We start from the raw sequence: 21,951 nt of genomic DNA, 5'->3' as shown, positions 1-21,951 counted from the left end.
CCCTCAATGCCGTGCCAGTTGCGGCTGTAGCGGCAGCAACTGCGGCCACTCGACGCTACCTTGCAGGGTGCTGCTGGAGAGCTGCCAGGAACCGTTGAACAGGTATTGGCCACTAAAGCCGCTGATACGCAGGCCCAAGGTGTCGCCCGGTTGCAGCTCTGCGCTGACGGCAGCCAGTTCCGTGCTGACTTGCCCATTGAGCGGGGTGACCTGTTCACTGAGTACCTCACTGCTGCCATCGGCGCGCTTGACCACCAGGGCGGCAAACAGCGTCGGCAGTCCCTCGGCGTTTTCCAGATGCACGCGTGGCACGCCCACCAGGGCGCTGCTCGTCTGCACCTGTTGCAGCGGGATAAACCGCGACGCTTGCAGCAGCCCGCTGCTAAACGGCCGAATCGCCGTGGTCGGCAGCGCGATACGTTGATTCGTCGGTAGTTGCTGCAGGGCCACGCCCTGATCCAGATCGAGGCTGACGCAGAAGTCGGGAATGCTCGCCGCCACGCCCTTGCGCCCGCGCAGCTTGTCTTCGTACCAGCTGATGATGCTCTGGTAGAGGTTGATTGCCCGACCGTCGCAGTTCAGCACCGCTTCGTTATTGAACGGCGGCAGGCCGCTCCAGCGCTGCATCGGCGGCGGCAAAATATGCCCACCCTGCATGCCGAGCAGACGCACATCACGCTCACCCTGTTGCAGGCAATCACGAATCGCCAGCCCCTGGTTGAGTGGGAACAGAGTGTCACGCATGCCCTGGATCAGCAGGGCATCAGCCTGCGGACGCTGGCCTCGTGCGCAGTAGCTGGTCAAGCTGTGGGCTTTGAGTTCGTCGCGCACCGGTTCGCGCATACGGCCATCAGCGCTTTTCAGGTAGGGTGCTTGGACGAACTTGCCCAGGTCATAGCCGGTGGACAGGCCCAAGCTGAGCAGCACACTGGTCCAGCCGATTTTCAGGTGGCTGTCCGGGGCCAGGGCTTCGCTTAGGTCGTACCAGGTGGCAATCGGCACAATCGCGTCGATGCGCGGGTCCGTAGCTGACGCAAGCAGCTGCACGGCGCCGCCGTAGCTTTCGCCGAGCATACCGACCTTGGGGTCATTCGGTCCGTCCATGCTCAGGCGTGGCAGGTTGGCGGCGGCCCAGTCGATCACGGCCAGGGCATCCTGCACTTCATAGTCGGGGTCCATCATCTCGATATCTCCCTCGCTGCCGCCCCAGCCGCGCTGGTCATAGCTGATCACCCAGTAACCGGCCTGCCAGGCCTTCAACGCGGCGCGACCAGACATCATCTGCGTGCCGTAGAAGCCGCTCGGCCGGGTAACGCGCCAGCCGCCCCAGCCGTGGGTATGCACGATCACCGGCGCCTGTTCGCCCACCTTGAGTGCAGGCTGGAATACGGTGGCCGACAGCCGTGTGCCATCGCGACCATGGATCACTGCATCAAAGTGGGTGGCTGGTAGATCCTGCTGCGCGCTGGCGCTGAAGTCCGGCAGTTGATCACGGGCGGCACAGCCACTGAGTAGCAACGCGGCGAGTAGCAAGGCAGGGCGCATAGATGGCTCTTATTGGAATGGTGGACGCTGCGCAGCCTGCCTGATCAGGGCGTGGCTGCCTGCCCATCCAAGGTTGTGTTGACCTGTTGTCGAGCCAATCTCGCTACACAGGCGTTTTCCATCAGGCGCTAGATGACCTTTGGGTCAGCTTTGCGCGAGAATAGCGGCCTGCTACTGGAGCCTGCCGATGTCTTTGCAAACCACCGCCATTCCCGATGCCACCCTCGACGCCAGCGGGCTCAATTGCCCCGAGCCGGTGATGATGCTGCACAATAAGGTGCGCGACCTGCAGGCCGGCGGCCTGCTCAAGGTGATTGCCACCGACCCTTCGACCCGTCGCGATATTCCAAAATTCTGCGTGTTTCTTGGCCATGAATTGGTGGAGCAGGCCGAAGAGGGTGCGACCTACCTATACCTGATCCGCAAGAAGCTCGACTAATGAACTGGTACTTCGCCTACGGCTCGAATATGAACCTGGCACGCATGCAGGCCCGTGGCATGACGGTGCTGGAGGCACTGCCGGGTCATCTTCCCGGTTACAGCCTGTGCTTTAACAAGCGGGCGGCGGATCGGGCGCCGGGGCGGGCCTACGCCAATATCCGTCATCAGCGCCAGGGGCGGGTGGAAGGTGTGCTGTATCGCCTGGCCGACGCTGGTGAGATCGCCAAGCTGGATCACTTTGAAGGTACGCCGATCTATTACAGCCGCGAATGCCTGCCGATTGTCGCGGCCCACGGCGTGCAGCCGGCCTGGGTGTATATCGCTAACCCGGTCTTTCGTGAAGAAGGGCTGTTGCCCAGCGCTGATTACCTGGCCCACCTGCTGGCGGGGCGTGAATTGTTGTCCGAAGCCTACTGGTCGACGCTGGCAGCTTGGCCCGTCCATCCCGATTGACCGGGCGCCAGGCCGCAGCTGTTCAGCACGTCCTGACAACTGCGCACATGCCGTGCGGTGGCCTGTTGAAAGTCCGCCCATAACGACGCCTCGTCACTGCTCAATTGCTGCAGGTCTTCCCGCGTCGCTGGGGGTATCTGCGCAACGCCGCTGAGGCTGCGCAGGCTGCTGATCAGTTGGCCGCCCTGGTCGCTGGCATGCAGGGCGAAGCACAGCGGATCCAGCTGCTCGGCACTCGGCGGTAACGCGGCTGGCAGTGTGCTACCGATGCCTGCCAGCTGCGCCAGGGCATCCAGAGTGCGCAGCAGATCGCCTTTATAGGCCAGTTGGCTGCTGGGCGTGAGCTGTTTACCGAGGCTGTTGTTGCGCGGGCTTATCTGCTGTTGCAGGGCAGCGACGCGCGTCGACCAGCAGGTCCAGCAGGCTGATGCGCAGCTCGGCAATTTCTAGCAGTCGTTCGCGCCGAGCGGGTAGGCGATAGCGGGTCAGTTCGCTGGCGTCGAAAGACCTAGCCGGTTTCACGTCCAGAGCATTGCTTAATCGCTGCAGGTAATCTGCCTGCAGCGCCAGGCCATCATCGGTAGGCGTGCAGGCACAGTGCAGCGAGCGGGCGTTCATCAGGCCATCTTAGCGGCTCGGATGCGTTTGCGCGCGCTGCCGGCCAGGCGTACAGCGAGCATGCCGCCAGCGCAGGTCAGGCCAACCACCAGACCCTGCCAGAGCCCGCTGGGGCCGCTGGGTTCGCCGAACCAGTCGGTCAGGCCGAGCACATAACCCACCGGTAAGCCGATGCCCCAATAGGCGAACAGGGTCAGGATCATGGTGACGCGGGTGTCCTGATAGCCGCGCAGTGCGCCGGCAGCCGTCACCTGAATGGCGTCGGAGAACTGGAAGAGCGCCGAATACACCAGCAGCGTGGTGGCCACCGCAATTACTGCGCGGTCTGGGGTGTAGATCTGCGCAATCTGTTCGCGCAATAGCAGCATCAGGCTGGCCGACAGGCAGGCGTAACCTAGCGCCGCCGCCATGCTCACCCCAGCCGCAAAACGCGCCTCACGCGGCTCGCCACGGCCCAGCGCCTGGCCGACGCGTACGGTAGCGGCCATGCCCAGGGAGTAGGGGATCATAAACACCATGGAGCTGAAGTTCAGGGCGATCTGGTGCCCGGCCACCACGGTGGCGCCTAGGCCGCCTATCAATAGCGCGATCACCGCGAAGATACTCGACTCGGCAAACACCGCAATGCCAATCGGCAAACCGACCGAGAGCAGGCGCTTGAGCACCGGCCACTGTGGCCATTCGAAGTGGCTGAAGATTTTGCTCGGCTGATAGAACGGCGCCCACTTCACCCACCAGAGCATGCTCAGGAACATAAAACCCATTACCAGGCCAGTGGCCCAGCCGCAGCCGACGCCGCCCATGGCCGGTAACCCGAACTTGCCATAGATAAAGATGTAATTGAGCGGGATGTTCAGCGCCAGGCCACTCAGGCCGATGACCATGCTCGGCCGGGTATGCCCGAGGCCATCACTGAAGCAGCGCAGCACGTGGTACAGGGCTACGGCTGGAAAACCGCAGGCCACAGCACGCAGGTAGCCCATGGCGGGCTCGATCAGTGCCGGGTCGACGTTCATCAGGCTGAGAATGATTTCTGCGTTCCACAGAATCACCGCCGCCGCGATACCCACCGCCAGCGCCAGCCACAGTGCCTGCCGCACCAGAGGGCCAATTTCGTTTTGCGCGCCTGCACCGAAGCGCTGTGCGACCTTGGGCGTGGTGGCCAGCAGAATGCCGGTCATCAGCAGAAACACCGGCACCCAGATTGAGTTGCCCAGTGCCACGGCGGCCAGGTCCTGCGGGCTGACCCGGCCGGCCATCACGGTATCGACGAAGCCCATGGCGGTGTTGGCCAATTGGGCAATGATGATCGGCGTTGCGAGCTTCAGCAGGCTGTAGAACTCGGTGCTGACGCGCTGCAAACGGGTTTGGGCAAGCATTGAAGTGTATCCGGCTTATATCAGGAAACCGTGCAGTCTACGCCTTGACGGCTTGGTCAGGAAACCTTGTCGCGTGATGTTTCAGTGCGATGAACGCATTACATGACTCAGCGTAGCCAAGCCGTGCTGGCAGGTTAGAATGCCGGCCTGATTTTTGGAGCACGGGAACAGACCCCTATGCGCATCGTTGCCGATGAAAATATCCCCCTGCTTGACGAATTCTTTGCCGGTTTTGGTGAAATTCGTTGCCTGCCCGGCCGCAGCATCGATGCGGCAGCTGTCGCCGATGCTGACCTGTTGCTGGTGCGCTCGGTGACACAGGTTAACCGTGCGCTGCTCGAAGGCTCGCCAGTAAGGTTTGTCGGCACCTGCACCATCGGCACCGACCACCTTGATCTCGATTACCTCCAGCAGGTTGATATCGCCTGGGCTAGCGCGCCGGGCTGTAATGCCCGTGGCGTGGTCGATTATGTGCTGGGCAGCCTGCTGGTATTGGCCGAGCAGCAGGGCATTGATCTGGCAACGCGTACCTATGGCGTAGTCGGCGCGGGGCAGGTCGGCAGTCGTCTGCTCAAGGTGCTGCGCGGCCTGGGTTGGCATGTGCTGGTCTGCGATCCGCCACGTCAGGCGGTGGAGGGCGGTGATTTCGTCAGCTTGCAGCAGGTGCTGGATGAATGTGATGTGATCAGCCTGCATACACCGTTGGAACGTCTAGGCGAGCACCCCACCCATCATCTGTTCGATGCCGCTCGCCTGGACTCACTTAAATCCGGTAGCTGGCTGATCAACGCCAGCCGTGGCGCGGTGGTGGATAACAAGGCATTGCGCCAGTTGTTGACGCAGCGCAGCGATCTGCAGGTGGTGCTGGATGTCTGGGAAGGCGAGCCACAGGCCGATGTCGAACTGGCCGCGTTGTGCCGCATTGCCACGCCGCATATTGCCGGCTACAGCCTCGACGGCAAGCTGCGCGGTACGGCGCAGATCTATCAGGCCCTGTGTCGGCACCTGGGTGTTGAGTCGAGTACCGAACTGGCGCAGCTGATGCCCGCGCCGTGGCTGAGTGATCTGACTATCGATGCCAGCGCCGATCCGGCCTGGGCCTTGGCCAGTGTCTGCCGCGCGGTGTATGACCCGCGCCGCGATGATGCGGACTTTCGCCGGAGTCTGCAGGGCGGCGATGCGGCAACGCGGCGGGTGGCGTTTGACGGGCTGCGCAAGCACTACCCGATGCGCCGGGAAATCGACGGGCTCAAGGTTTGCTTAAAGGGTGAGGCGCCGGCGTTGGTAAGCCTGGTGCAGGCGTTGGGTGCGAAGCTGAAGGAGTAGGGTGGAGGGTACTGCACCCACCCACCGTTGGCGGTCTTAATGGTGGATGAAAAGACGTCACCCACCCTACAAAGTGACGAGCTTACTTACGCTTAGTGGCTTGCTGCTGGGCTTTTTCCAGCGCGTTGCAGGCCTGTTGGATCATCTCTTCGGTGATCGGAATTTCACGGCCCTGGGCGTCGATGACAAAGCCACCAATCGGCATTGTCGTATTTTTTTGCGAATTCTGTTGTTGGCTGTGCATGGCTTGTCTCCTCATCGGTTAGCGCGATTTTATGAGTGTTAGATGAAGGCGCTATGACAACTGCGACGGCAGAAAACCGCCGCAAGACACAGGGCAAGATAGCCATTGCAGGCACTGTGCCAGGGCCGGCAGGTATTGAATCAGAGGGTGTTATGGGGCTTTTCCATATTGGCTTGATCATTAACCCATTGGCCGGCCTGGGCGGCCCTGCGGGTTTCAAGGGCAGTGACGGCATGGCCGAGCAGGCCTTGGCTTTGGGGGTTGTGGCCAACGCGGCGCAGCGGACGCAAACGGCTCTTGAGGTACTGCGGCCGCTGCGTGAACGCCTGGAGTTCGTCACTTTTCCTGGCGCGATGGGTGCTGACCTGCTGAGTGAGATGGGTTTTGCCCACCGCGTGGTCGGTGCGCTGGATGACGGGCCGAGCTGCGCCGCCGATACCCGGCAAGCGGTTGAGCTGCTGCAGGGGGCTGGTGTGGCGCTGATTTTGTTTGCCGGTGGCGATGGAACCGCGCGGGATATCTGCGCGGCCGTGCGCGAAGGCCAGCCGGTATTGGGCATTCCGGCTGGGGTTAAGATCCAGTCCGGGGTGTATGCCATCAGCCCGCGTGCGGCGGGTGAGTTGACGGCGCGGCTGATCGAGGGTGGCCTGGTGCGCCTGAGCTGCGGTGAAGTGCGCGATATCGATGAAAGCGCCCTGCGTGAGGGGCGTGTGACGGCGCGCTGGTACGGCGAACTGACGGTGCCGCAAGAGGGCGGCTACGTGCAGCAGGTCAAACAGGGCGGCGTTGAGTCGGAAGAGTTGGTGTTGGGCGATCTGGCCGACTGGCTCAATGACAGCTGGGAGCAGGATGTGCGCTACGTGTTCGGCCCTGGATCAACCCTGCATGGCTTGGCACAGAATCTCGGTATCGAGACCACCTTGCTCGGCGTCGATGTGATCGAGAATGGTCAGCTGCTGGCCAGTGATGTCACCGAGGCGCAGCTGTTCGAACTGATTGATGGCCATCCAGCGCGTCTGCTGGTCACTGCCATTGGTGGTCAGGGTCATATCATCGGGCGCGGTAATCAGCAGATCAGCCCGCGGGTACTGCGCGCCATCGGCCTTGAGCATCTGCGTGTGGTCGCCACCAAGCGCAAGCTCGGCACGCTGGAAGGCCGGCCGCTGCTGGTGGACAGCGGCGATGTAGCGCTGGACGATGCCTTCCCCGATGTCGTGCGCGTGTGGGCCGGTTATAAGGAAGAGCTGCTCTATCCCGTGGCTAAGTAGCGGCTGAACTATTTAAGGAGGCATTATGCGGGCGATTCTGCTGGTTGCATTGAGCATTCTGCTGAGTGCCCAGGCCTGGGCGTTGCAAGCCGATGCTCTGGTCACGGCCGCCCGCGAGCAGGTTGGCATGACCTTGGGCTATGACCCGGCCTATCGCCCCCTCAGTTACCCCAATGGCGATGTACCGTTGAATACCGGCGTGTGCACCGATGTGGTGATTCGCGCGCTGCGCGAGCAGGGGCTCGACTTGCAGCAGGTCGTGCATCAGGACATGCGTGCGAATTTTCGCCTGTATCCCAAGAACTGGGGGCTAAGCCGCCCCGACAGCAATATTGATCATCGCCGTGTGCCGAACTTAATGACCTGGTTCAAGCGACAGGGCTGGGCGCTGGCGCTTGGCCAGGAGGCCGGCTACCGCCCTGGCGATATCGTCACCTGGGATCTGGGCGGCGGCCTGACCCATATCGGCATTATCAGTGACCGACAGACACGCGGCGGTGTACCCCTGGTGCTGCACAATATCGGCCGCGGCACCCAGGAAGAGGACATTCTCTTCAGCTTCAAGATTACGGGCCACTACCGTATCCCGGCCGCATAAAGGCCAGGCAAAAGGAGTTGGGCATGCAGGCGCAAACACAAATACCGCCACCCTTTATCCAGCCAGGCGAACGCGTGGTGCTGTTCGACGGGGTGTGCAAGCTGTGTAACGGCTAGGCGAAGTTTCTGATTCGCCATGATGTTGAGCAGCGCTTTCGTTTGGCCTCGGTGCAGTCGGCCGAGGGCCAGTCGCTTCTGGCTTGGGGCGGTTTGCCCACCGAGCGCTTCGAGACCATGGCGTTAATCGAGGATGGCCAAATGCTGCTGCGTTCGGAGGCGGTGCTGCGCATCGTCGCGCAATTGCCTAAGCCATGGCGCTGGCTGGCCTGGCTGCGGCTGATTCCGAGGCCTATACGTGACAGGTGCTATGAGCGTATTGCGTTAAATCGCTATCGGTTATTCGGCCGTTACGACAGTTGCCTCATACCAAACGCCGACCATGCTCGGCGCTTTTTGCATGACTGATCCGCGCCTGCTGCAGATCGCCTGGATTGCGCGCATTAGCTTGGCTTTGGTGTTTATCTGGCACGGCTTGGTGCCGAAGATTCTCTGGCTAAGCCCGGATGAGCTAGCGATGATCCAGGCCCACAATCTGCCAGACCCCGAGTGGGTGGCGCGCATCGCCGGTCTGGCGGAAATCATTCTGGGTGTTTTGCTGCTTTGGCGGCGTCAGCGCTGGCCATTGTTGCTGGCGGGTGTGTTGTTAATTGGCTTGCTGCTTGATGTGGCGCTATTGAGTCCCCATCTACTGCTGCAGGCGTTCAATCCGCTGTCAACCAATCTCGCCGCCTTGGCGCTGTGCTGGGTGGCTTGGCGGACGGAAACGCCGCAATCGCCTCCTCATTAACGGGCGTCAGCGCCCCAGCGAGCCTCCATGCTTTCGATCCTGTCTTCCCGTCAGCGCAATGCCCTGCGTATGGCCTGGCGCTTTATCGCGCCGTATCGCGGTCGTGTGTTCGGGGCCTTGCTGGCGCTGATGTTTACTGCGGCCATCACGCTGTCCATGGGGCAGGGCATCAAGCTGTTGGTCGATCAGGGCCTCGCCACTCAGTCGCCAGAGGCGCTGCAGCAATCGATCGGGCTGTTCTTCGTGCTGGTGCTGGCGCTGGCCATCGGCACCTTTACCCGTTTTTATCTGGTGTCGTGGATTGGCGAGCGCTTTGTCGCCGATATCCGCAAGCGGGTGTTCAATCACCTGATTGAACTGCACCCGGGTTTTTATGAGAGCAACCGCAGTTCGGAGATTCAGTCACGGCTGACCGCTGATACCACGCTGCTGCAATCGGTGATCGGCTCATCACTGTCGATGGCGCTGCGCAACCTGATCATGCTGGTCGGCGGCAGCGTGCTGCTGGTGGTGACCAACGCCAAGCTCAGCGGCATCGTGCTGATGGCGCTGCCGCTGGTAGTCGCGCCGATACTGATTTTCGGCCGCCGCGTGCGGGCCTTGTCGCGGCAGAGCCAGGATCGGGTGGCGGATGTCGGCAGCTACGTCGGTGAGGTGCTAGGGCAGATCAAGACCGTACAGGCCTACAACCACCAGAATGAAGACAAGCGCCGTTTCGGCCTGTCCGCCGAGGCGGCCTTCGACACGGCGCGGCAGCGCATCGCCCAGCGTGCCTGGCTGATTACCGTGGTGATCGTGTTGGTACTCGGTGCGGTGGGCGTGATGCTCTGGGTCGGTGGTATGGACGTGATCGCCGGGCGGATCTCCGGCGGTGAACTGGCGGCCTTTGTGTTCTACAGCCTGATTGTCGGCTCGGCCTTTGGTACGCTGAGCGAGGTTATTGGTGAGCTGCAACGGGCTGCTGGTGCCGCCGAGCGCATCGCAGAGCTGTTGCAGGCGCGCAATGAAATCACCCCGCCGGCGTCCGATGCGTTGCATCTGCCGCAGCCGGTGGAGGGCCGCATCGAACTGCAAGGGCTGCGTTTCGCCTACCCGTTGCGACCCGGCAGCTTTGCGGTGGACGGCATTAATCTACAGGTTGCAGCGGGGCAAACCCTGGCGCTGGTCGGGCCGTCCGGTGCGGGTAAATCGACGCTGTTCGATCTGCTGCTGCGCTTTTTCGACCCGCAACAGGGCCGCATCCTGATTGATGGCGTGCCGATTCAGCAACTCGATCCTCGTGAGCTGCGCAGTAGCTTTGCCCTGGTGTCGCAGAACCCGGCGTTGTTCTTCGGTTCGGTAGAGGACAACATTCGCTATGGGCGAACCGATGCCAGCCTGGCTGAGGTCGAAGCGGCAGCCAAGGCCGCCCATGCCCACGAATTCATCATGAAGTTGCCGGATGGCTACCAGACCCACCTGGGTGATGCCGGGCTGGGCTTGTCCGGTGGTCAGCGTCAGCGCCTGGCGATTGCTCGGGCATTGCTGGTTGATGCGCCGATTCTGCTGCTGGATGAGGCGACCAGTGCACTGGACGCCGAGAGCGAGCATCTGATTCAGCAAGCCTTGCCACCGCTGATGGAAGGGCGCACCACCCTGGTGATCGCCCATCGCCTGGCCACGGTAAAAAGCGCTGACCGCATCGCAGTAATCGAGCACGGCAAACTGGCCGCTATTGGCAGCCACAGCGAGCTGGTCAGCAGCAGCCCACTGTATGCGCGTCTGGCTGAGTTGCAGTTCAGTAACGAGGCGGAAGTCGTTGGTTAACCGCCAGGTCGGGTAATCCGGGAGGGGCATTAACCGCAATCAGGGTGTAGCGGTCTAGATCCGTCGTGACTAAACCAGAGCAAGCACGCTCTGGCGCTTAAAGCGGTTTAGCTTTCGGTTTGATCGTCGCTGCCGCACCGGCCGAGGCGAGGATGATTGCACTGATGGCCAGCCATTGACTGAGGGTCAGGCGCTCGCTGAGGAACAGCAGGCCGGAGAGGGCGGCAATCGCCGGTTCCATGCTCATCAGAATGCTGAAAGTGCGTGCGGGGAGGCGCGTCAGGGCGACCATTTCCAAGCTGTAGGGCAGGGCCGAGGACAGCACGGCCACGGCCAAAGCGATGGGCAGTAGATCCATTGAGAACAGGCTGCTACCGGCTTGCCACAAACCGACCGGGAACACCAACAGGGCTGCGACGATGGTGCCCAGGGCGACGGTATGCTTGCCGTGCTCTGCGCCGGCTTTTTGCCCGAAAACGATATACAGCGCCCAACACAGACCGGCGGCCAGGGCCAGGGCCATGCCGACCGGGTCCAACGGTACATCGCGTTGCCCGGTCGGCAACAGCAGCCAGAGGCCGAAAACCGCGAGGGCAATCCAGACGAAATCCACCAGCCGGCGTGACGACAACAGTGCCAGGCCCAGTGGGCCGGTGAACTCCAGGGCAACGGCGATGCCCAGAGGGATGGTTTTCAGCGAGAGGTAGAACAGCAGGTTCATGCCGCCCAGTGACAGTCCATAAGCCAACAGCGAGCGGCAGGACTTGAGGGTCAGCTTGGCCTGCCACGGACGCATCAGGAGGCACAGGATCAGCGCGCCAAGGCTCAGGCGCAGGGCGGTGGTGCCGCTGGCGCCAATTTCCGGAAACAGCCCTTTGGCCAAGGAGGCACCGCTCTGGATCGAGGTCATGGCGATCAACAGCAACAGGATTGGCAGGATCACCATAGAGAATTGCGTTGAACGCGGCATGACTGTTCCTTGGGTTTTTATCCGTTAATAAAAAGCCGGCCACTGAGGCCGGCTTTCAGGCACTTGGCTGGGGCTTAGCGGTATTCGCACAGGTAGGCGGTGTCTACGGCGACTTTGAGCTGGAACTTGCTGTTGGCCGGTACGGTGAACTGGCTGCCGCCCGCGAAGGTTTCCCAGTTTTCGCTTCCCGGCAGTTTGACGGTCAGGGCGCCGGCGATCACGTGCATCACTTCCAGCTGGTTGGTACCGAACTCGTACTCGCCTGCAGCCATCACGCCAATGGTGGCCGGGCCTTCAGCCATGCCGAAGGCGATGGATTTGACGGTGCCATCGAAGTATTCATTGACCTTGAACATCTGCAGTTCCTCGATAAGGGGATTTAAAAGGCTGGCCGCCAGTAGCGACAGGCCATAGAAAAAGGCCCGCCAGTATGCCCAAGCGGTTTTTCTTCGTCATCTGCTTTGCACAGGCAAAACCAGTGGTAATAGCCGGGCGGTATTGCGTGCATCGGTCAGGGCGCGGTGTTGCTGGCCCTGAAACTGCAGACCAGCCAGATTCAATGCCATTTTCAAGCCAATCGGGCTGGGCAGCTGGCGGGCTTCGGCGAAGCGCTTTTTCAGGTTGATGTGTGAAATCTGGCTCAGGTAACTCTCCAGCCCATGGGCGCGCCATTCCTGTTCAAACTGACGGCGGTCGTAATCGCCCCAGCTGACCCAGCCCGCTAGTTGCGCTTGATGAGCCAGCAGCCAGCGTTCGAATTGTGCACAGACCGTACTCAGTGGCGCGGCGGCATCGACATCGGCCTGGCTGATCTGCGTGAGCTGACGGCAAAAGTGTGTCAAATGCGGGCGTCGAGTCGGGCGGACAAAACGCTGAAAGTGCTCGACCTCATGGCCATCACGGGTGACCAGGCAGGCGCCGATTTCGATGATTTCCATTTCTGTGACCGGCCAACCGCCTTCTTCGGTGGTCGCTTCCAGGTCGATTACCAGCCAATGCTGCATAAGCCCTCCTTAGCGTGCCGCGAGTATGGAAGCAGTTTTAACCTTGGGTAAAGCCTCTTGGTGGGGTGACTCATACAGTTTTGCCCGATGGCTGTACTGGCGCTGGTCCCATGTGACGGGCATGCTTGCTGCCGGGTTCGTATCTGCCGCGAAGTGGGGATATGGGGTTAAGCAGAAACGTGCGCTGTCGATTGCGTATGAAGGTAGAGGTGGATATGGCAAAGCTTGCGTTTATCGGGCTGGGCGTGATGGGTTACCCGATGGCTGGGCATCTGGCGCGTGCCGGGCATCAGGTGTGTGTGTACAACCGCACCGCCGCCAAGGCTGCGCAGTGGGCCGCCGAATACGCCGGCAGCCACGCGCCCACCCCGCGTGAAGCGGCCGCGGGGGCTGAGTGTGTGATGGTCTGCGTGGGTAATGATGATGATCTGCGCAGTGTGGTACTTGGCGAACAGGGCGCTTTTGCCGGCATGCAAGCCGGTGCGGTACTGGTCGATCACACCACCGCCTCGGCCCAAGTCGCTCGCGAACTGGCCGAGCAGGCCGCTGTCCGCCAGCTGGGTTTTCTCGATGCACCGGTATCTGGTGGTCAGGCCGGCGCGCAGAATGGCGTGCTGACCATCATGGTTGGCGGCAAGGCTGTGGCCTACGCCAAGGTTGAGCCAATCATTCAGGCCTATGCGCGCATGACCCGTTTGATGGGTGAAGCCGGTAGCGGCCAGCTGACCAAAATGGTCAACCAGATCTGTATCGCCGGCCTGGTGCAGGGCTTATCCGAAGCGCTGCATTTTGCTCAGTGCGCAGGCTTGGATGCGCAGGGTGCCATGGAAGTGATCAGCAAGGGGGCGGCACAATCCTGGCAATTGGATAATCGTCATAAAACCATGCTTGCCGGTGAATTTGAACATGGTTTTGCCGTCGATTGGATGCGCAAGGATCTGGGGATTCTGTTGGCGGAGGCGCGCAGCAATGGCGCACAACTGCCTGTAACGGCGTTGGTCGACCAGTTCTATGCCGATGTGCAGAACATGGGCGGCGGTCGGTGGGATACATCAAGCCTATTGGCGCGGCTAAGCGGCCGTAAATGACTGAGACAATGCGCCATCTGTCTGTTCGATGGCGCATTGTCTGGTATTCAGCGATCGCGGACTATAATCAGCACGAGGCCCGTCAAGAGTCGGTTTTTTTGCTTTCTCAGACATTCGGTCAATGCCATGGACGGACAATTTGCGTTCAGTGAAGAAGCCTCATTTGTCACCCCAGACGAAACAGTTTGGCGCGTATTGGCGGTCGATCGTGATGATGACTTCCAGCGTGCAATGGCCTTTGTCTTCCGTGACATTGAATTGCTCGGCAGCCGCGTCGAGCTGATTCAGGCCGCCAGTTGCCATGAGGCCGAACAGATTTTGGCCCACCATAAAGACATTGCGCTGGTGATGTTTGATGTGGTGATGGAAAGCGAAGCAGTCGGCCTTCGGTTGATCAAATACCTGCGCGAAGAAATCGATAACAGCCATACACGAGTCGTCCTTCTGGCCGGTGAGCCCGGCAGAGCGCCAGCGCCAGCGCCAGCGCTGATGCGTGATTACGACATAAATGATTGCTGGAACAAAAATGAGCTTGATGCAGAGCGACTACTGAACATTTTGACCGCAGCCGTGCGTGCTTATGCGCAATTACGCACAGTGGCCAAAGCACGTCGCGGTCTGCAGATGATTGTTGAGTCAAGCAATACGTTGTTCTCTTGTAAAAGTCAGGTTGAGTTGGCTGGACGGGTCATCGTTGAAATCAGCCAACTGTTAAATCAAACAATCGATGCGTTGGTGTGCATGCGACTTGATGGATCAGCCATTAGGCTTCCTATCGATGCGCTGATTGTGGGGGCCAGCGGCTGTTATGCACGCTCTTTGAACGTAAAACTTTCTGGCTTAACGGAGCCTGAGGTGTTGACCACACTGCAGCAGTGCTTCTGCACACAACAAACTCAGCGTGTGCATGGCGGGGCGGTGATCTTCCTACCTCGTTTACAAGCCGGTACTGACTATGTGTGTTATCTGCGCGGTGAGCATGATCTTGACGATACTGAGCTGGAATTACTGACTGTTTTCAGTGCCAGTATTAGTCGCTGTTTTTCCAATGTAGCGTTATTCAGCCGCCTGGAAAACATGGCCTATCAGGACGATTTGCTCAATATTCCCAACCGAAATGCGTTGATCCGTACCTTGGATACGACACTGCATTCTTCGGGTATAGCCAAGCAGGTGCTGGTGCTGATTGATATCGATAATTTCTCGGGGGCCAACACAGCATTTGGTACCGGGTACGGTGATTACATCTTGGGGGTTGTCGCCAAAAAATTGCGCGATGCATTTAGCAGTGAAGTGTTTGTTGCGCGCGTGCGTGACGATGTATTTGCCATTTTGGGGCCGCAAAAGCTCATATCTGCTGCTGAGATAGTGGCCTTGTTCGGCAAGCACAAACGGCCCTATGAGTTGGGGCAGGTTAATAGCCTAAGCAGTGTCACCATGCATTTAAGCGATTTCAGTGGCTCGGCCAGAGTGGCTCTGCAGGATGCGCTATTGACCCTCAAACAGGCTAAACGCCTAGGGCATGACCAGCACAGTATTTATGACCCTGGTCTGCAAAGCGCGCACGCCGAATCCTACCGCTTACTGTTGGCGTTACGTGATGCTGTCGACGCGGGGCATATCAGTGTGGTGCTGCAGCCGCAGGTTGACCTGTTGACCCAGCGTGTGACGGGGGTAGAAGCGCTGGCGCGCTGGTACAAAACAGATGGCAGCATGGTGCCGCCTCTGAGTTTTATCCCTTTGGCTGAAACGACAGGTTATATCTTGCCACTGGGCGATTTGCTGATGCGTTTGTCCTTGCGGGCCGCCAAGCAGTTAGCGGATGCGGGGTATGCGCACATCCGTGTCGCCGTTAACGTCTCTGCCCCTCAGCTGCTGCAGTACGACTTTATTGAGCGGTTTAGTGCCCATTTGAAAATGACGGGCGTATTGCCAGCGCAATTAGAAGTCGAAATTACTGAGTCTGTGGCGATGGGCTCGTTCGATGTTGTCTGCGAGAGGCTGAGTGCCTTGCGGGCCATGGGTGTAGAGGTGGCTATTGATGATTTTGGGACAGGATTTTCATCGCTGAGCTATTTGCAGTTATTGCCTGCGGATCGATTAAAAATTGATCGCAGCTTTGTTATGCAAATTGGTTCTGTTAGTGACCAGCAAATGATCGCTGAAGCCGTTATCCAGATTGCTTCGAGGGTGGGCATGCAAGTGATAGCTGAGGGCGTCGAGACCCCGGAACAGGCTGACTGGATGCTTAAGCATGGCTGCCCGCAGGCGCAGGGCTATTTGTTTGCTAAGCCCATGGACTGTGCCGCGTTATTGGTATGGCTGGGGAAGAACCCGGCCAATAGATCCTAAATCCAGGTTTGTGATCCTTTATCAGCGTTTTTGAGCAGCATTCGCCGTTGGCCTAGGTTGCTAACCTACTATCAAGTCATGAGGTAGCCTCGTAAAATCCAGTGCTTTGCGCTGTTGAGGTTGGTTGTCATGAATTGTCGCGCTGGTTGTGGTGCTTGCTGCATTGCACCTTCTATCAGTTCTCAGATACCCGGGATGCCTGACGGCAAACCTGCTGGTGTCCGCTGTGCTCAATTAGACAGCCATAACATGTGCTTGATATTCGGTCAGCCAGAGCGCCCCAAGGTGTGTTCTTCCTTTCTCGCGGATGAAGAAGTATGTGGTCACTCGCGTGAAGAAGCGATTCTTTTGATTGGCTGGTGGGAACAGAGTACGGCTTTCTAGGCATGAATTGTCTAGTAGGTGTTGGTCGCAGAGTCGGAGAGATCATTTGAGAGCGCTGGTATTAAGCCTTGGCCTTTTGTTTCTGAGTGGGAGCTTGCAGGCTGAACCCTGGAAATTAGTTAAGGACGAAGCCGGTATTCAGGTGTATCTAAAACCTGATAACGGTTCAGATTTTCATGTTTTCCGAGCTGTTACACGCATGCGCTCAACACTCGATCGGTTGATTGCGCTTCAAAATGATGTCGTTCAAGCATGCGCTTGGATGCATGCATGTAACCAACAGCGATTGCTGGCTCAAGAAGGTAACGTGAGTTGGGTTTACAGCCAGTTCAGTGCACCTTGGCCTATAAAACCGCGCGATTCGATTGTGCGGGTGACGACTGAGGTTGAGGCGGGTGGTCGAGTACTACGTATTTTGCAGGGCGATACTGAGTATTTACCGCGTTCAGAGGGGGTTGTTCGTGTCAGTAAAGTGGACGGTTTCTGGCAGTTTACCGCGCAAGGGGAGAGCGTCGAGGTAATCTATCAGGTGAGTTCAGATCCCGGCGGTAGTGTCCCTGCCTGGTTGGCTAATAGCTTTGTGGTGGATGCGCCGTATAACACGTTATACAAGCTCCGACAGTTAGCCGAATAACCATGGCATGGAAATGAAAAAGGCTGCCCAAGGCAGCCTTTTTCTTCAGCGTGGAAAATTACTTTTTCATATCACGCTGCTTGTAGCCGGTGTACAGCTGGCGCGGACGGCCAATCTTGTAAGGGCTGGAGAGCATTTCCTTCCAGTGCGAGATCCAGCCGACGGTCCGCGCCAGAGCGAAGATTACGGTGAACATGCTGGTCGGGATACCGATGGCCTTGAGGATGATGCCCGAGTAGAAGTCTACGTTCGGGTACAGGTTGCGTTCCTTGAAGTAAGGATCGGTAAGTGCGATCTCTTCGAGGCGCATCGCCAGCTGCAGCTGCGGGTCGTTGGTGATGCCCAGTTCCTTCAATACTTCGTCGCAGGTCTGCTTCATCACAGTGGCGCGCGGGTCGCGGTTTTTGTAAACGCGATGACCGAAGCCCATGAGTTTGAACGGATCGTTCTTGTCCTTGGCCTTGGCGATGAATTTGTCGATGTTCGAAACATCGCCAATCTCATCCAGCATGCTCAGTACGGCCTCGTTAGCGCCGCCGTGGGCCGGACCCCAGAGGGCGGCGATACCAGCAGCGATACAGGCGAACGGGTTGGCGCCCGAGGAGCCAGCAAGACGTACGGTAGAAGTGGAGGCGTTCTGCTCATGGTCCGCGTGCAGGATAAAGATCTTATCCATGGCTTTGGCCAGTACCGGGCTGATCGGTTTGATCTCGCACGGGGTGTTGAACATCATGTGCAGGAAGTTTTCCGCGTAGTTCAGGTCGTTACGCGGGTACATCATCGGCTGACCCATGGAGTACTTATAGGTCATGGCGGCGATGGTTGGCATCTTGGCTACCAGGCGCATGGCCGATACTTCGCGGTGATGCGGATTATTGATGTCCAGCGAATCGTGGTAGAAGGCCGAAAGTGCGCCGACTACACCGCACATGATGGCCATCGGGTGAGCGTCACGGCGGAAACCGTTAAAGAAGGACTTCAGCTGCTCATGAACCATGGTGTGGTTCTTGATGGTGCTGACAAACTTAGCTTTTTCTTCTGCACTCGGCAGTTCACCGTTTAGCAGCAGGTAGCAGGTTTCCAGGTAATCGGATTGCTCAGCCAGCTGTTCAATGGGGTAGCCACGGTGCAGCAGGATGCCCTGGTCACCATCAATATAGGTGATCTTCGATTCGCACGAAGCAGTGGACATAAAGCCAGGATCAAAAGTGAAACGGCCCGTGGCAGTTAAGCCCCGTACGTCAATTACATCGGGACCAACGGTGCCAGTTAAAATGGGCAGCTCGACGGGGGCTGCGCCCTCGATGATCAACTGCGCTTTTTTGTCAGCCATGTGTGGCCTCCTAGTTATGCTTGAAATCATCTGACTGCCCCCCACGCAGGGCCCGCACCACTATAGTGGGATAAATTCGAATGTCAATTTGCGAAAACCCAGATGGCAGAAGGGTTTGCGGGCGATTTTAGGGTGCGTTAAGGGCTTCTATTACGCCATTTATTAACGCGGTGCAATGCGCTTTTAGGTAGGGGGCTTTGCGTTGTCATTAGTAACCTAACTGTCTATACTCTGCGCCCAGCTACCAAGGGCTTTAGCCCGTATTTTGGTGGTTGTCACTCCTTGGGTGATGGGTACCTGACCAGTGCACCTCCCGACAACTTTGCCCTGATAGTTAGGGGCTCTCAGTGTGATAAAAAAGCCGTGAATAGCCAAAGACCTGTAAACCTAGACCTTAGGACTATCAAACTCCCAATCACTGCTTACACGTCCATTCTTCACCGTATCTCCGGTGTCATCCTCTTTGTCGGTATCGCCATCCTGCTGTATGGCCTCGACAAGTCGCTGGCGTCCGAAGAGGGCTTTGCCCAGGTGCAGGAATGCCTGACCAGCCCGCTGGCCAAGTTCGTGATTTGGGGTTTGTTGTCCGCTCTGCTGTACCACCTGGTGGCTGGTGTACGCCACTTGATCATGGACATGGGCATCGGTGAGACGCTGGAAGGCGGCAAGCTGGGCTCGAAAATCGTTCTGGTCGTTTCGACGATCGTGATCGTGCTGCTGGGGGTGTGGATATGGTAACCAACGTCACTAACTTCTCGCGCTCCGGTCTGTATGACTGGATGGCACAGCGTGTGTCGGCTGTCGTCCTCGCGGCTTATGTGCTTTTTCTGCTCGGTTTTGTAGTGGCAAACCCTGGTCTGGGTTATGCCGAGTGGCATGCACTGTTCTCCAATAACGCAATGCGCATCTTCAGTCTACTGTCCCTGGTGGCGCTCAGCGTTCACGCCTGGGTTGGCATGTGGACCATTTCCACCGACTACCTGACGCCGATGGCGCTGGGTAAGTGGGCGACTGTAGTGCGTTTTCTGTTCCAGGCCGCGTGTGGCGTTGTCATGTTCGCGTTCTTTGCCTGGGGCGTGCAGATTTTTTGGGGTAACTGATCCATGACAAGCATTCGCACTCTTTCTTATGACGCCATCATCGTGGGTGGCGGCGGCGCGGGTATGCGCGCTGCACTGCAGTTGGCTCAGGGGGGGCATAAAACCGCAGTGGTGACCAAGGTCTTTCCGACCCGTTCGCACACTGTATCTGCTCAGGGTGGCATCACTTGCGCCATCGCTTCGGCCGATCCGAATGATGATTGGCGCTGGCACATGTACGACACCGTTAAGGGCTCGGACTATATCGGTGACCAGGACGCTATCGAATACATGTGTTCTGTGGGGCCAGAAGCCGTATTCGAACTCGAACACATGGGCCTGCCGTTCTCCCGTACCGAACAGGGGCGCATCTATCAGCGTCCGTTCGGTGGCCAGTCCAAGGGTCCGAACAACCCAACTCAGGCTGCGCGTACCTGCGCGGCGGCCGACCGTACTGGGCACGCACTGCTGCACACCCTGTACCAGGCCAACCTGAAGGCCGGCACCTCGTTCCTCAACGAGTGGTACGCAGTGGATCTGGTGAAGAACCAGGATGGCGCCATCGTCGGTGTGATCGCCATCTGCATCGAAACGGGTGAAACCGTCTACATCCGTTCCAAGGCTGTGGTTCTGGCCACTGGCGGTGCCGGTCGCATTTACGCTTCCACCACCAACGCTCTGATCAACACCGGTGACGGCGTGGGCATGGCCCTGCGCGCTGGTGTGCCCGTGCAGGATATCGAGATGTGGCAGTTCCACCCGACCGGTATTGCCGGTGCAGGTGTACTGGTTACTGAAGGTTGCCGTGGTGAAGGTGGTTATCTCATCAACGCCCATGGCGAGCGTTTCATGGAGCGCTACGCGCCGAACGCCAAAGACTTGGCGGGCCGTGATGTGGTTGCCCGTTCGATGGTCAAGGAAGTTATTGCCGGCAATGGCTGTGGCCCTGACAAAGACCACGTACTGCTGAAGCTTGATCACCTCGGCGAAGACGTGTTGCACAGCCGTCTGCCAGGTATCTGCGAACTGTCAAAGACCTTCGCCCACGTTGACCCGGTTGTTGCTCCGGTGCCAGTGATTCCGACCTGCCACTACATGATGGGCGGTGTGCCGACCAACATTCATGGCCAGGCCATCACTCAGGATGCCAACGGTAACGACAAGATCATCGAAGGCTTGTTCGCTGTAGGCGAAGTGGCGTGCGTATCGGTACACGGTGCCAACCGTCTGGGCGGCAACTCGCTGCTGGACCTAGTGGTATTTGGTCGCGCTGCTGGCCTGCACTTGGAGAAAGCGCTGAAAGAAGGCGTGGAAGTGCGTGGTGCAAGCGAAACCGACATTGAGCTGTCGCTCAAGCGTCTGGCCGGCGTCAACGAGCGCACCAGCGGCGAAGATGTCGCCCCGCTGCGTAAGGAACTGCAACAGTGCATGCAAAACTACTTCGGTGTATTCCGTACCGGCGAGTACATGCAAAAAGGTATTACCCAACTGGCCGACCTGCGTGAGCGGATCGCGAGCGTCAAGATCGCGGACAAGAGCCAGGCATTCAACACTGCGCGTATCGAAGCATTGGAACTGCAAAACCTTCTCGAAGTGGCAGAAGCCACTGCGATCGCCGCCGAGGTTCGTAAAGAATCCCGTGGTGCTCACGCTCGTGAAGACTTCGAAGAACGTGACGACGAAAACTGGCTGTGCCACTCCCTGTACTTCCCAGGTGAGAAGCGCGTGAGCAAGCGTTCGGTCAACTTCTCGCCGAAGACAGTTCCAGCGTTTGAACCCAAGGTCCGGACTTATTAAGGGTGCCTGATATGTTGCAAGTCAGTGTATATCGTTACAACCCGGAGAAAGATGCTGCTCCGTTCATGCAGGATTTCCAGGTCGACACCGGTGGCAAGGACATCATGGTTCTTGACGTGCTGGCGCTGATCAAGGAACAGGACGAGGGTTTCTCCTACCGTCGCTCCTGCCGTGAAGGCGTTTGCGGTTCCGACGGAATGAACATCAACGGCAAGAATGGCCTGGCCTGCATCACTCCGCTGTCCGCAGCGGGGCTCAAAGGCGGCAAGCTGGTGATTCGCCCGCTGCCTGGCCTGCCGGTCATTCGTGACCTGGCTGTCGATATGAGCATCTTTTACAAGCAATACGAGAAGGTGCAGCCATTTCTGCAGAACGATACGCCGGCTCCGGCCATCGAACGTCTGCAGACGCCGGAAGAGCGCGAGAAACTGGACGGTTTGTACGAGTGCATTCTGTGCGCGTGCTGCTCCACCAGCTGCCCGTCGTTCTGGTGGAACCCTGACAAGTTCCTTGGCCCAGCTGCGCTGCTGCAGGCTTATCGCTTTCTGGCGGACAGCCGTGACACCAAGACCGAAGAGCGTCTGGCGTCGCTGGATGACCCGTTCAGCGTGTTCCGCTGCCGAGGCATCATGAACTGCGTGAACGTTTGCCCGAAAGGCCTGAACCCGACCAAGGCGATCGGCCACGTACGCAACATGCTGCTGCAGAGCGGTACCTGATTCACAGTTGTTTGCTAGACCTGTAACACCTGCGGCGCTGGCTTCAACCCCAGCGCCGCACTTATAG

General features: G+C 58.9%; 25 protein-coding genes. 16 read left to right on the top strand and 9 right to left on the bottom strand.

The genetic code is table 11. From position 1 onward, the window contains the following. Positions 1-3 precede the first annotated feature (3 nt). On the bottom strand, positions 4-1,545 hold the full coding sequence (locus tag DBR00_RS10300; RefSeq protein WP_108488330.1) for a CocE/NonD family hydrolase: 1,542 nt from the start codon (positions 1,543-1,545) through the stop codon (positions 4-6). 187 nt (positions 1,546-1,732) lie between these two features. On the opposite strand from DBR00_RS10300, the gene tusA reads away from it, so the two are divergent. Further along, positions 1,733-1,984, top strand: a complete 252-nt coding sequence (gene tusA, locus DBR00_RS10295; RefSeq protein ID WP_108488329.1) for a sulfurtransferase TusA — start codon at positions 1,733-1,735, stop codon at positions 1,982-1,984. Beyond that, on the top strand, positions 1,984-2,439 hold the full coding sequence (locus tag DBR00_RS10290) for a gamma-glutamylcyclotransferase family protein (protein WP_108488328.1): 456 nt from the start codon (positions 1,984-1,986) through the stop codon (positions 2,437-2,439). Before tusA ends, DBR00_RS10290 begins: the two co-directional genes overlap by 1 nt. Here DBR00_RS10290 and DBR00_RS10285 read toward each other — a convergent pair. The 3 genes from DBR00_RS10285 to DBR00_RS10280 are packed head-to-tail and all read right to left on the bottom strand — an operon-like array spanning position 2,397 to position 4,436. After that, on the bottom strand, positions 2,397-2,882 hold the full coding sequence (locus DBR00_RS10285; protein ID WP_256582979.1) for a DUF3080 family protein: 486 nt from the start codon (positions 2,880-2,882) through the stop codon (positions 2,397-2,399). The genes DBR00_RS10290 and DBR00_RS10285 overlap by 43 nt on opposite strands. After that, positions 2,788-3,057 (bottom strand): DUF3080 family protein, encoded by a 270-nt coding sequence (locus DBR00_RS21030; RefSeq protein WP_256582978.1) that lies wholly within the window; start codon positions 3,055-3,057, stop codon positions 2,788-2,790. Before DBR00_RS21030 ends, DBR00_RS10285 begins: the two co-directional genes overlap by 95 nt. Then, positions 3,057-4,436 carry an MATE family efflux transporter gene (locus tag DBR00_RS10280; protein ID WP_108488327.1) on the bottom strand — a complete coding sequence of 460 codons (1,380 nt, stop codon included), beginning with the start codon at positions 4,434-4,436 and terminating at the stop codon, positions 3,057-3,059. The genes DBR00_RS21030 and DBR00_RS10280 overlap by 1 nt, the downstream gene beginning before the upstream one ends. A 177-nt stretch (positions 4,437-4,613) precedes the next feature. On the opposite strand from DBR00_RS10280, the gene pdxB reads away from it, so the two are divergent. Further along, positions 4,614-5,762, top strand: a complete 1,149-nt coding sequence (gene pdxB, locus DBR00_RS10275; protein ID WP_108488326.1) for a 4-phosphoerythronate dehydrogenase PdxB — start codon at positions 4,614-4,616, stop codon at positions 5,760-5,762. A gap of 82 nt (positions 5,763-5,844) precedes the next feature. On the opposite strand, the gene DBR00_RS20735 is transcribed toward pdxB, so the two are convergent. Continuing rightward, positions 5,845-6,021, bottom strand: coding sequence for a PA1571 family protein (locus DBR00_RS20735; RefSeq protein WP_371920643.1), 177 nt, complete (start codon positions 6,019-6,021; stop codon positions 5,845-5,847). Between the two features lie 137 nt (positions 6,022-6,158). Here DBR00_RS20735 and DBR00_RS10270 point away from each other — a divergent pair, with 137 nt between their 5' ends. The 5 genes from DBR00_RS10270 (at position 6,159) to DBR00_RS10250 (ending at position 10,524) form a co-directional block, all read left to right on the top strand. Beyond that, positions 6,159-7,274, top strand: a complete 1,116-nt coding sequence (locus DBR00_RS10270) for an ATP-NAD kinase family protein (protein ID WP_108488325.1) — start codon at positions 6,159-6,161, stop codon at positions 7,272-7,274. Positions 7,275-7,299: 25 nt separating this feature from the next. Further along, positions 7,300-7,872 (top strand): DUF1287 domain-containing protein, encoded by a 573-nt coding sequence (locus DBR00_RS10265; RefSeq protein WP_108488324.1) that lies wholly within the window; start codon positions 7,300-7,302, stop codon positions 7,870-7,872. A gap of 125 nt (positions 7,873-7,997) precedes the next feature. After that, a complete protein-coding gene (locus tag DBR00_RS10260) occupies positions 7,998-8,336 on the top strand; it encodes a thiol-disulfide oxidoreductase DCC family protein (protein ID WP_256582989.1) in 339 nt (112 codons plus the stop codon). Continuing rightward, on the top strand, positions 8,329-8,718 hold the full coding sequence (locus DBR00_RS10255) for a DoxX-like family protein (RefSeq protein WP_108488323.1): 390 nt from the start codon (positions 8,329-8,331) through the stop codon (positions 8,716-8,718). Before DBR00_RS10260 ends, DBR00_RS10255 begins: the two co-directional genes overlap by 8 nt. Positions 8,719-8,745: 27 nt before the next feature. Beyond that, on the top strand, positions 8,746-10,524 hold the full coding sequence (locus DBR00_RS10250) for an ABC transporter transmembrane domain-containing protein (protein ID WP_108488322.1): 1,779 nt from the start codon (positions 8,746-8,748) through the stop codon (positions 10,522-10,524). 97 nt (positions 10,525-10,621) lie between these two features. Here the strand turns inward: DBR00_RS10250 and rhtA are convergent, their stop codons facing one another. The 3 genes from rhtA to DBR00_RS10235 all read right to left on the bottom strand — a co-directional run bounded on the left by rhtA (position 10,622) and on the right by DBR00_RS10235 (position 12,498). Continuing rightward, positions 10,622-11,494, bottom strand: a complete 873-nt coding sequence (rhtA, locus tag DBR00_RS10245) for a threonine/homoserine exporter RhtA (protein WP_108488321.1) — start codon at positions 11,492-11,494, stop codon at positions 10,622-10,624. Positions 11,495-11,568: 74 nt separating this feature from the next. Next, the gene (locus tag DBR00_RS10240) at positions 11,569-11,850 is read right to left on the bottom strand and encodes a pyrimidine/purine nucleoside phosphorylase (RefSeq protein WP_108488320.1); all 282 of its coding nucleotides are present in this window, start codon (positions 11,848-11,850) and stop codon (positions 11,569-11,571) included. 96 nt (positions 11,851-11,946) lie between these two features. Continuing rightward, on the bottom strand, positions 11,947-12,498 hold the full coding sequence (locus DBR00_RS10235) for an exonuclease domain-containing protein (RefSeq protein WP_108488319.1): 552 nt from the start codon (positions 12,496-12,498) through the stop codon (positions 11,947-11,949). A 197-nt stretch (positions 12,499-12,695) separates the two neighbouring features. Between DBR00_RS10235 and DBR00_RS10230 the strand changes: the two genes are divergently transcribed. The 4 genes from DBR00_RS10230 (at position 12,696) to DBR00_RS10215 (ending at position 16,956) form a co-directional block, all read left to right on the top strand. After that, on the top strand, positions 12,696-13,586 hold the full coding sequence (locus DBR00_RS10230; protein WP_256582988.1) for an NAD(P)-dependent oxidoreductase: 891 nt from the start codon (positions 12,696-12,698) through the stop codon (positions 13,584-13,586). A gap of 126 nt (positions 13,587-13,712) precedes the next feature. Then, a complete protein-coding gene (locus DBR00_RS10225) occupies positions 13,713-15,938 on the top strand; it encodes an EAL domain-containing protein (RefSeq protein ID WP_108488318.1) in 2,226 nt (741 codons plus the stop codon). Between the two features lie 129 nt (positions 15,939-16,067). Next, entirely contained in the window at positions 16,068-16,322 is a 255-nt protein-coding gene (locus DBR00_RS10220) for a YkgJ family cysteine cluster protein (RefSeq protein ID WP_108488317.1), read from the top strand. 46 nt (positions 16,323-16,368) lie between these two features. Further along, entirely contained in the window at positions 16,369-16,956 is a 588-nt protein-coding gene (locus DBR00_RS10215) for an START domain-containing protein (protein ID WP_108488316.1), read from the top strand. Positions 16,957-17,014: 58 nt separating this feature from the next. Here DBR00_RS10215 and gltA read toward each other — a convergent pair whose 3' ends face one another. Continuing rightward, on the bottom strand, positions 17,015-18,289 hold the full coding sequence (gene gltA, locus DBR00_RS10210) for a citrate synthase (RefSeq protein WP_108488315.1): 1,275 nt from the start codon (positions 18,287-18,289) through the stop codon (positions 17,015-17,017). 363 nt (positions 18,290-18,652) lie between these two features. Here gltA and sdhC point away from each other — a divergent pair, with 363 nt between their 5' ends. The 4 genes from sdhC to DBR00_RS10190 are packed head-to-tail and all read left to right on the top strand — an operon-like array spanning position 18,653 to position 21,884. Continuing rightward, complete coding sequence (gene sdhC / locus DBR00_RS10205) at positions 18,653-19,027, top strand: succinate dehydrogenase, cytochrome b556 subunit (RefSeq protein ID WP_090253269.1); 375 nt, start codon at positions 18,653-18,655, stop codon at positions 19,025-19,027. After that, positions 19,021-19,389, top strand: coding sequence for a succinate dehydrogenase, hydrophobic membrane anchor protein (gene sdhD, locus DBR00_RS10200; RefSeq protein WP_108488314.1), 369 nt, complete (start codon positions 19,021-19,023; stop codon positions 19,387-19,389). The genes sdhC and sdhD overlap by 7 nt, the downstream gene beginning before the upstream one ends. A 3-nt stretch (positions 19,390-19,392) precedes the next feature. Beyond that, a complete protein-coding gene (gene sdhA, locus DBR00_RS10195; RefSeq protein WP_108488313.1) occupies positions 19,393-21,165 on the top strand; it encodes a succinate dehydrogenase flavoprotein subunit in 1,773 nt (590 codons plus the stop codon). An 11-nt stretch (positions 21,166-21,176) separates the two neighbouring features. Next, complete coding sequence (locus DBR00_RS10190; RefSeq protein ID WP_108488312.1) at positions 21,177-21,884, top strand: succinate dehydrogenase iron-sulfur subunit; 708 nt, start codon at positions 21,177-21,179, stop codon at positions 21,882-21,884. The last annotated feature ends 67 nt before the right edge of the window (positions 21,885-21,951 follow it).

It is taken from the genome of Pseudomonas sp. HMWF032, from assembly GCF_003060885.1.
Classification (GTDB): domain Bacteria; phylum Pseudomonadota; class Gammaproteobacteria; order Pseudomonadales; family Pseudomonadaceae; genus Aquipseudomonas.
The sequence above is the reverse complement of the archived record's forward strand: the minus strand, read 5'-3'. Positions and strand labels throughout refer to the sequence as shown.

What these genes read in the sequence shown, in the direction of transcription:
- DBR00_RS10300 (WP_108488330.1), bottom strand. Translation starts at nt 1,545, where the DNA reads ATGCGCCCTGCCTTGCTACTCGCCGCGTTGCTACTCAGTGGCTGTGCC.
- tusA (WP_108488329.1), top strand. Translation starts at nt 1,733, where the DNA reads ATGTCTTTGCAAACCACCGCCATTCCCGATGCCACCCTCGACGCCAGC.
- DBR00_RS10290 (WP_108488328.1), top strand. Translation starts at nt 1,984, where the DNA reads ATGAACTGGTACTTCGCCTACGGCTCGAATATGAACCTGGCACGCATG.
- DBR00_RS21030 (WP_256582978.1), bottom strand. Translation starts at nt 3,057, where the DNA reads ATGAACGCCCGCTCGCTGCACTGTGCCTGCACGCCTACCGATGATGGC.
- DBR00_RS10280 (WP_108488327.1), bottom strand. Translation starts at nt 4,436, where the DNA reads ATGCTTGCCCAAACCCGTTTGCAGCGCGTCAGCACCGAGTTCTACAGC.
- pdxB (WP_108488326.1), top strand. Translation starts at nt 4,614, where the DNA reads ATGCGCATCGTTGCCGATGAAAATATCCCCCTGCTTGACGAATTCTTT.
- DBR00_RS20735 (WP_371920643.1), bottom strand. Translation starts at nt 6,021, where the DNA reads ATGAGGAGACAAGCCATGCACAGCCAACAACAGAATTCGCAAAAAAAT.
- DBR00_RS10270 (WP_108488325.1), top strand. Translation starts at nt 6,159, where the DNA reads ATGGGGCTTTTCCATATTGGCTTGATCATTAACCCATTGGCCGGCCTG.
- DBR00_RS10265 (WP_108488324.1), top strand. Translation starts at nt 7,300, where the DNA reads ATGCGGGCGATTCTGCTGGTTGCATTGAGCATTCTGCTGAGTGCCCAG.
- DBR00_RS10255 (WP_108488323.1), top strand. Translation starts at nt 8,329, where the DNA reads ATGACTGATCCGCGCCTGCTGCAGATCGCCTGGATTGCGCGCATTAGC.
- DBR00_RS10250 (WP_108488322.1), top strand. Translation starts at nt 8,746, where the DNA reads ATGCTTTCGATCCTGTCTTCCCGTCAGCGCAATGCCCTGCGTATGGCC.
- rhtA (WP_108488321.1), bottom strand. Translation starts at nt 11,494, where the DNA reads ATGCCGCGTTCAACGCAATTCTCTATGGTGATCCTGCCAATCCTGTTG.
- DBR00_RS10240 (WP_108488320.1), bottom strand. Translation starts at nt 11,850, where the DNA reads ATGTTCAAGGTCAATGAATACTTCGATGGCACCGTCAAATCCATCGCC.
- DBR00_RS10235 (WP_108488319.1), bottom strand. Translation starts at nt 12,498, where the DNA reads ATGCAGCATTGGCTGGTAATCGACCTGGAAGCGACCACCGAAGAAGGC.
- DBR00_RS10230 (WP_256582988.1), top strand. Translation starts at nt 12,696, where the DNA reads ATGAAGGTAGAGGTGGATATGGCAAAGCTTGCGTTTATCGGGCTGGGC.
- DBR00_RS10225 (WP_108488318.1), top strand. Translation starts at nt 13,713, where the DNA reads ATGGACGGACAATTTGCGTTCAGTGAAGAAGCCTCATTTGTCACCCCA.
- DBR00_RS10220 (WP_108488317.1), top strand. Translation starts at nt 16,068, where the DNA reads ATGAATTGTCGCGCTGGTTGTGGTGCTTGCTGCATTGCACCTTCTATC.
- gltA (WP_108488315.1), bottom strand. Translation starts at nt 18,289, where the DNA reads ATGGCTGACAAAAAAGCGCAGTTGATCATCGAGGGCGCAGCCCCCGTC.
- sdhD (WP_108488314.1), top strand. Translation starts at nt 19,021, where the DNA reads ATGGTAACCAACGTCACTAACTTCTCGCGCTCCGGTCTGTATGACTGG.
- sdhA (WP_108488313.1), top strand. Translation starts at nt 19,393, where the DNA reads ATGACAAGCATTCGCACTCTTTCTTATGACGCCATCATCGTGGGTGGC.
- DBR00_RS10190 (WP_108488312.1), top strand. Translation starts at nt 21,177, where the DNA reads ATGTTGCAAGTCAGTGTATATCGTTACAACCCGGAGAAAGATGCTGCT.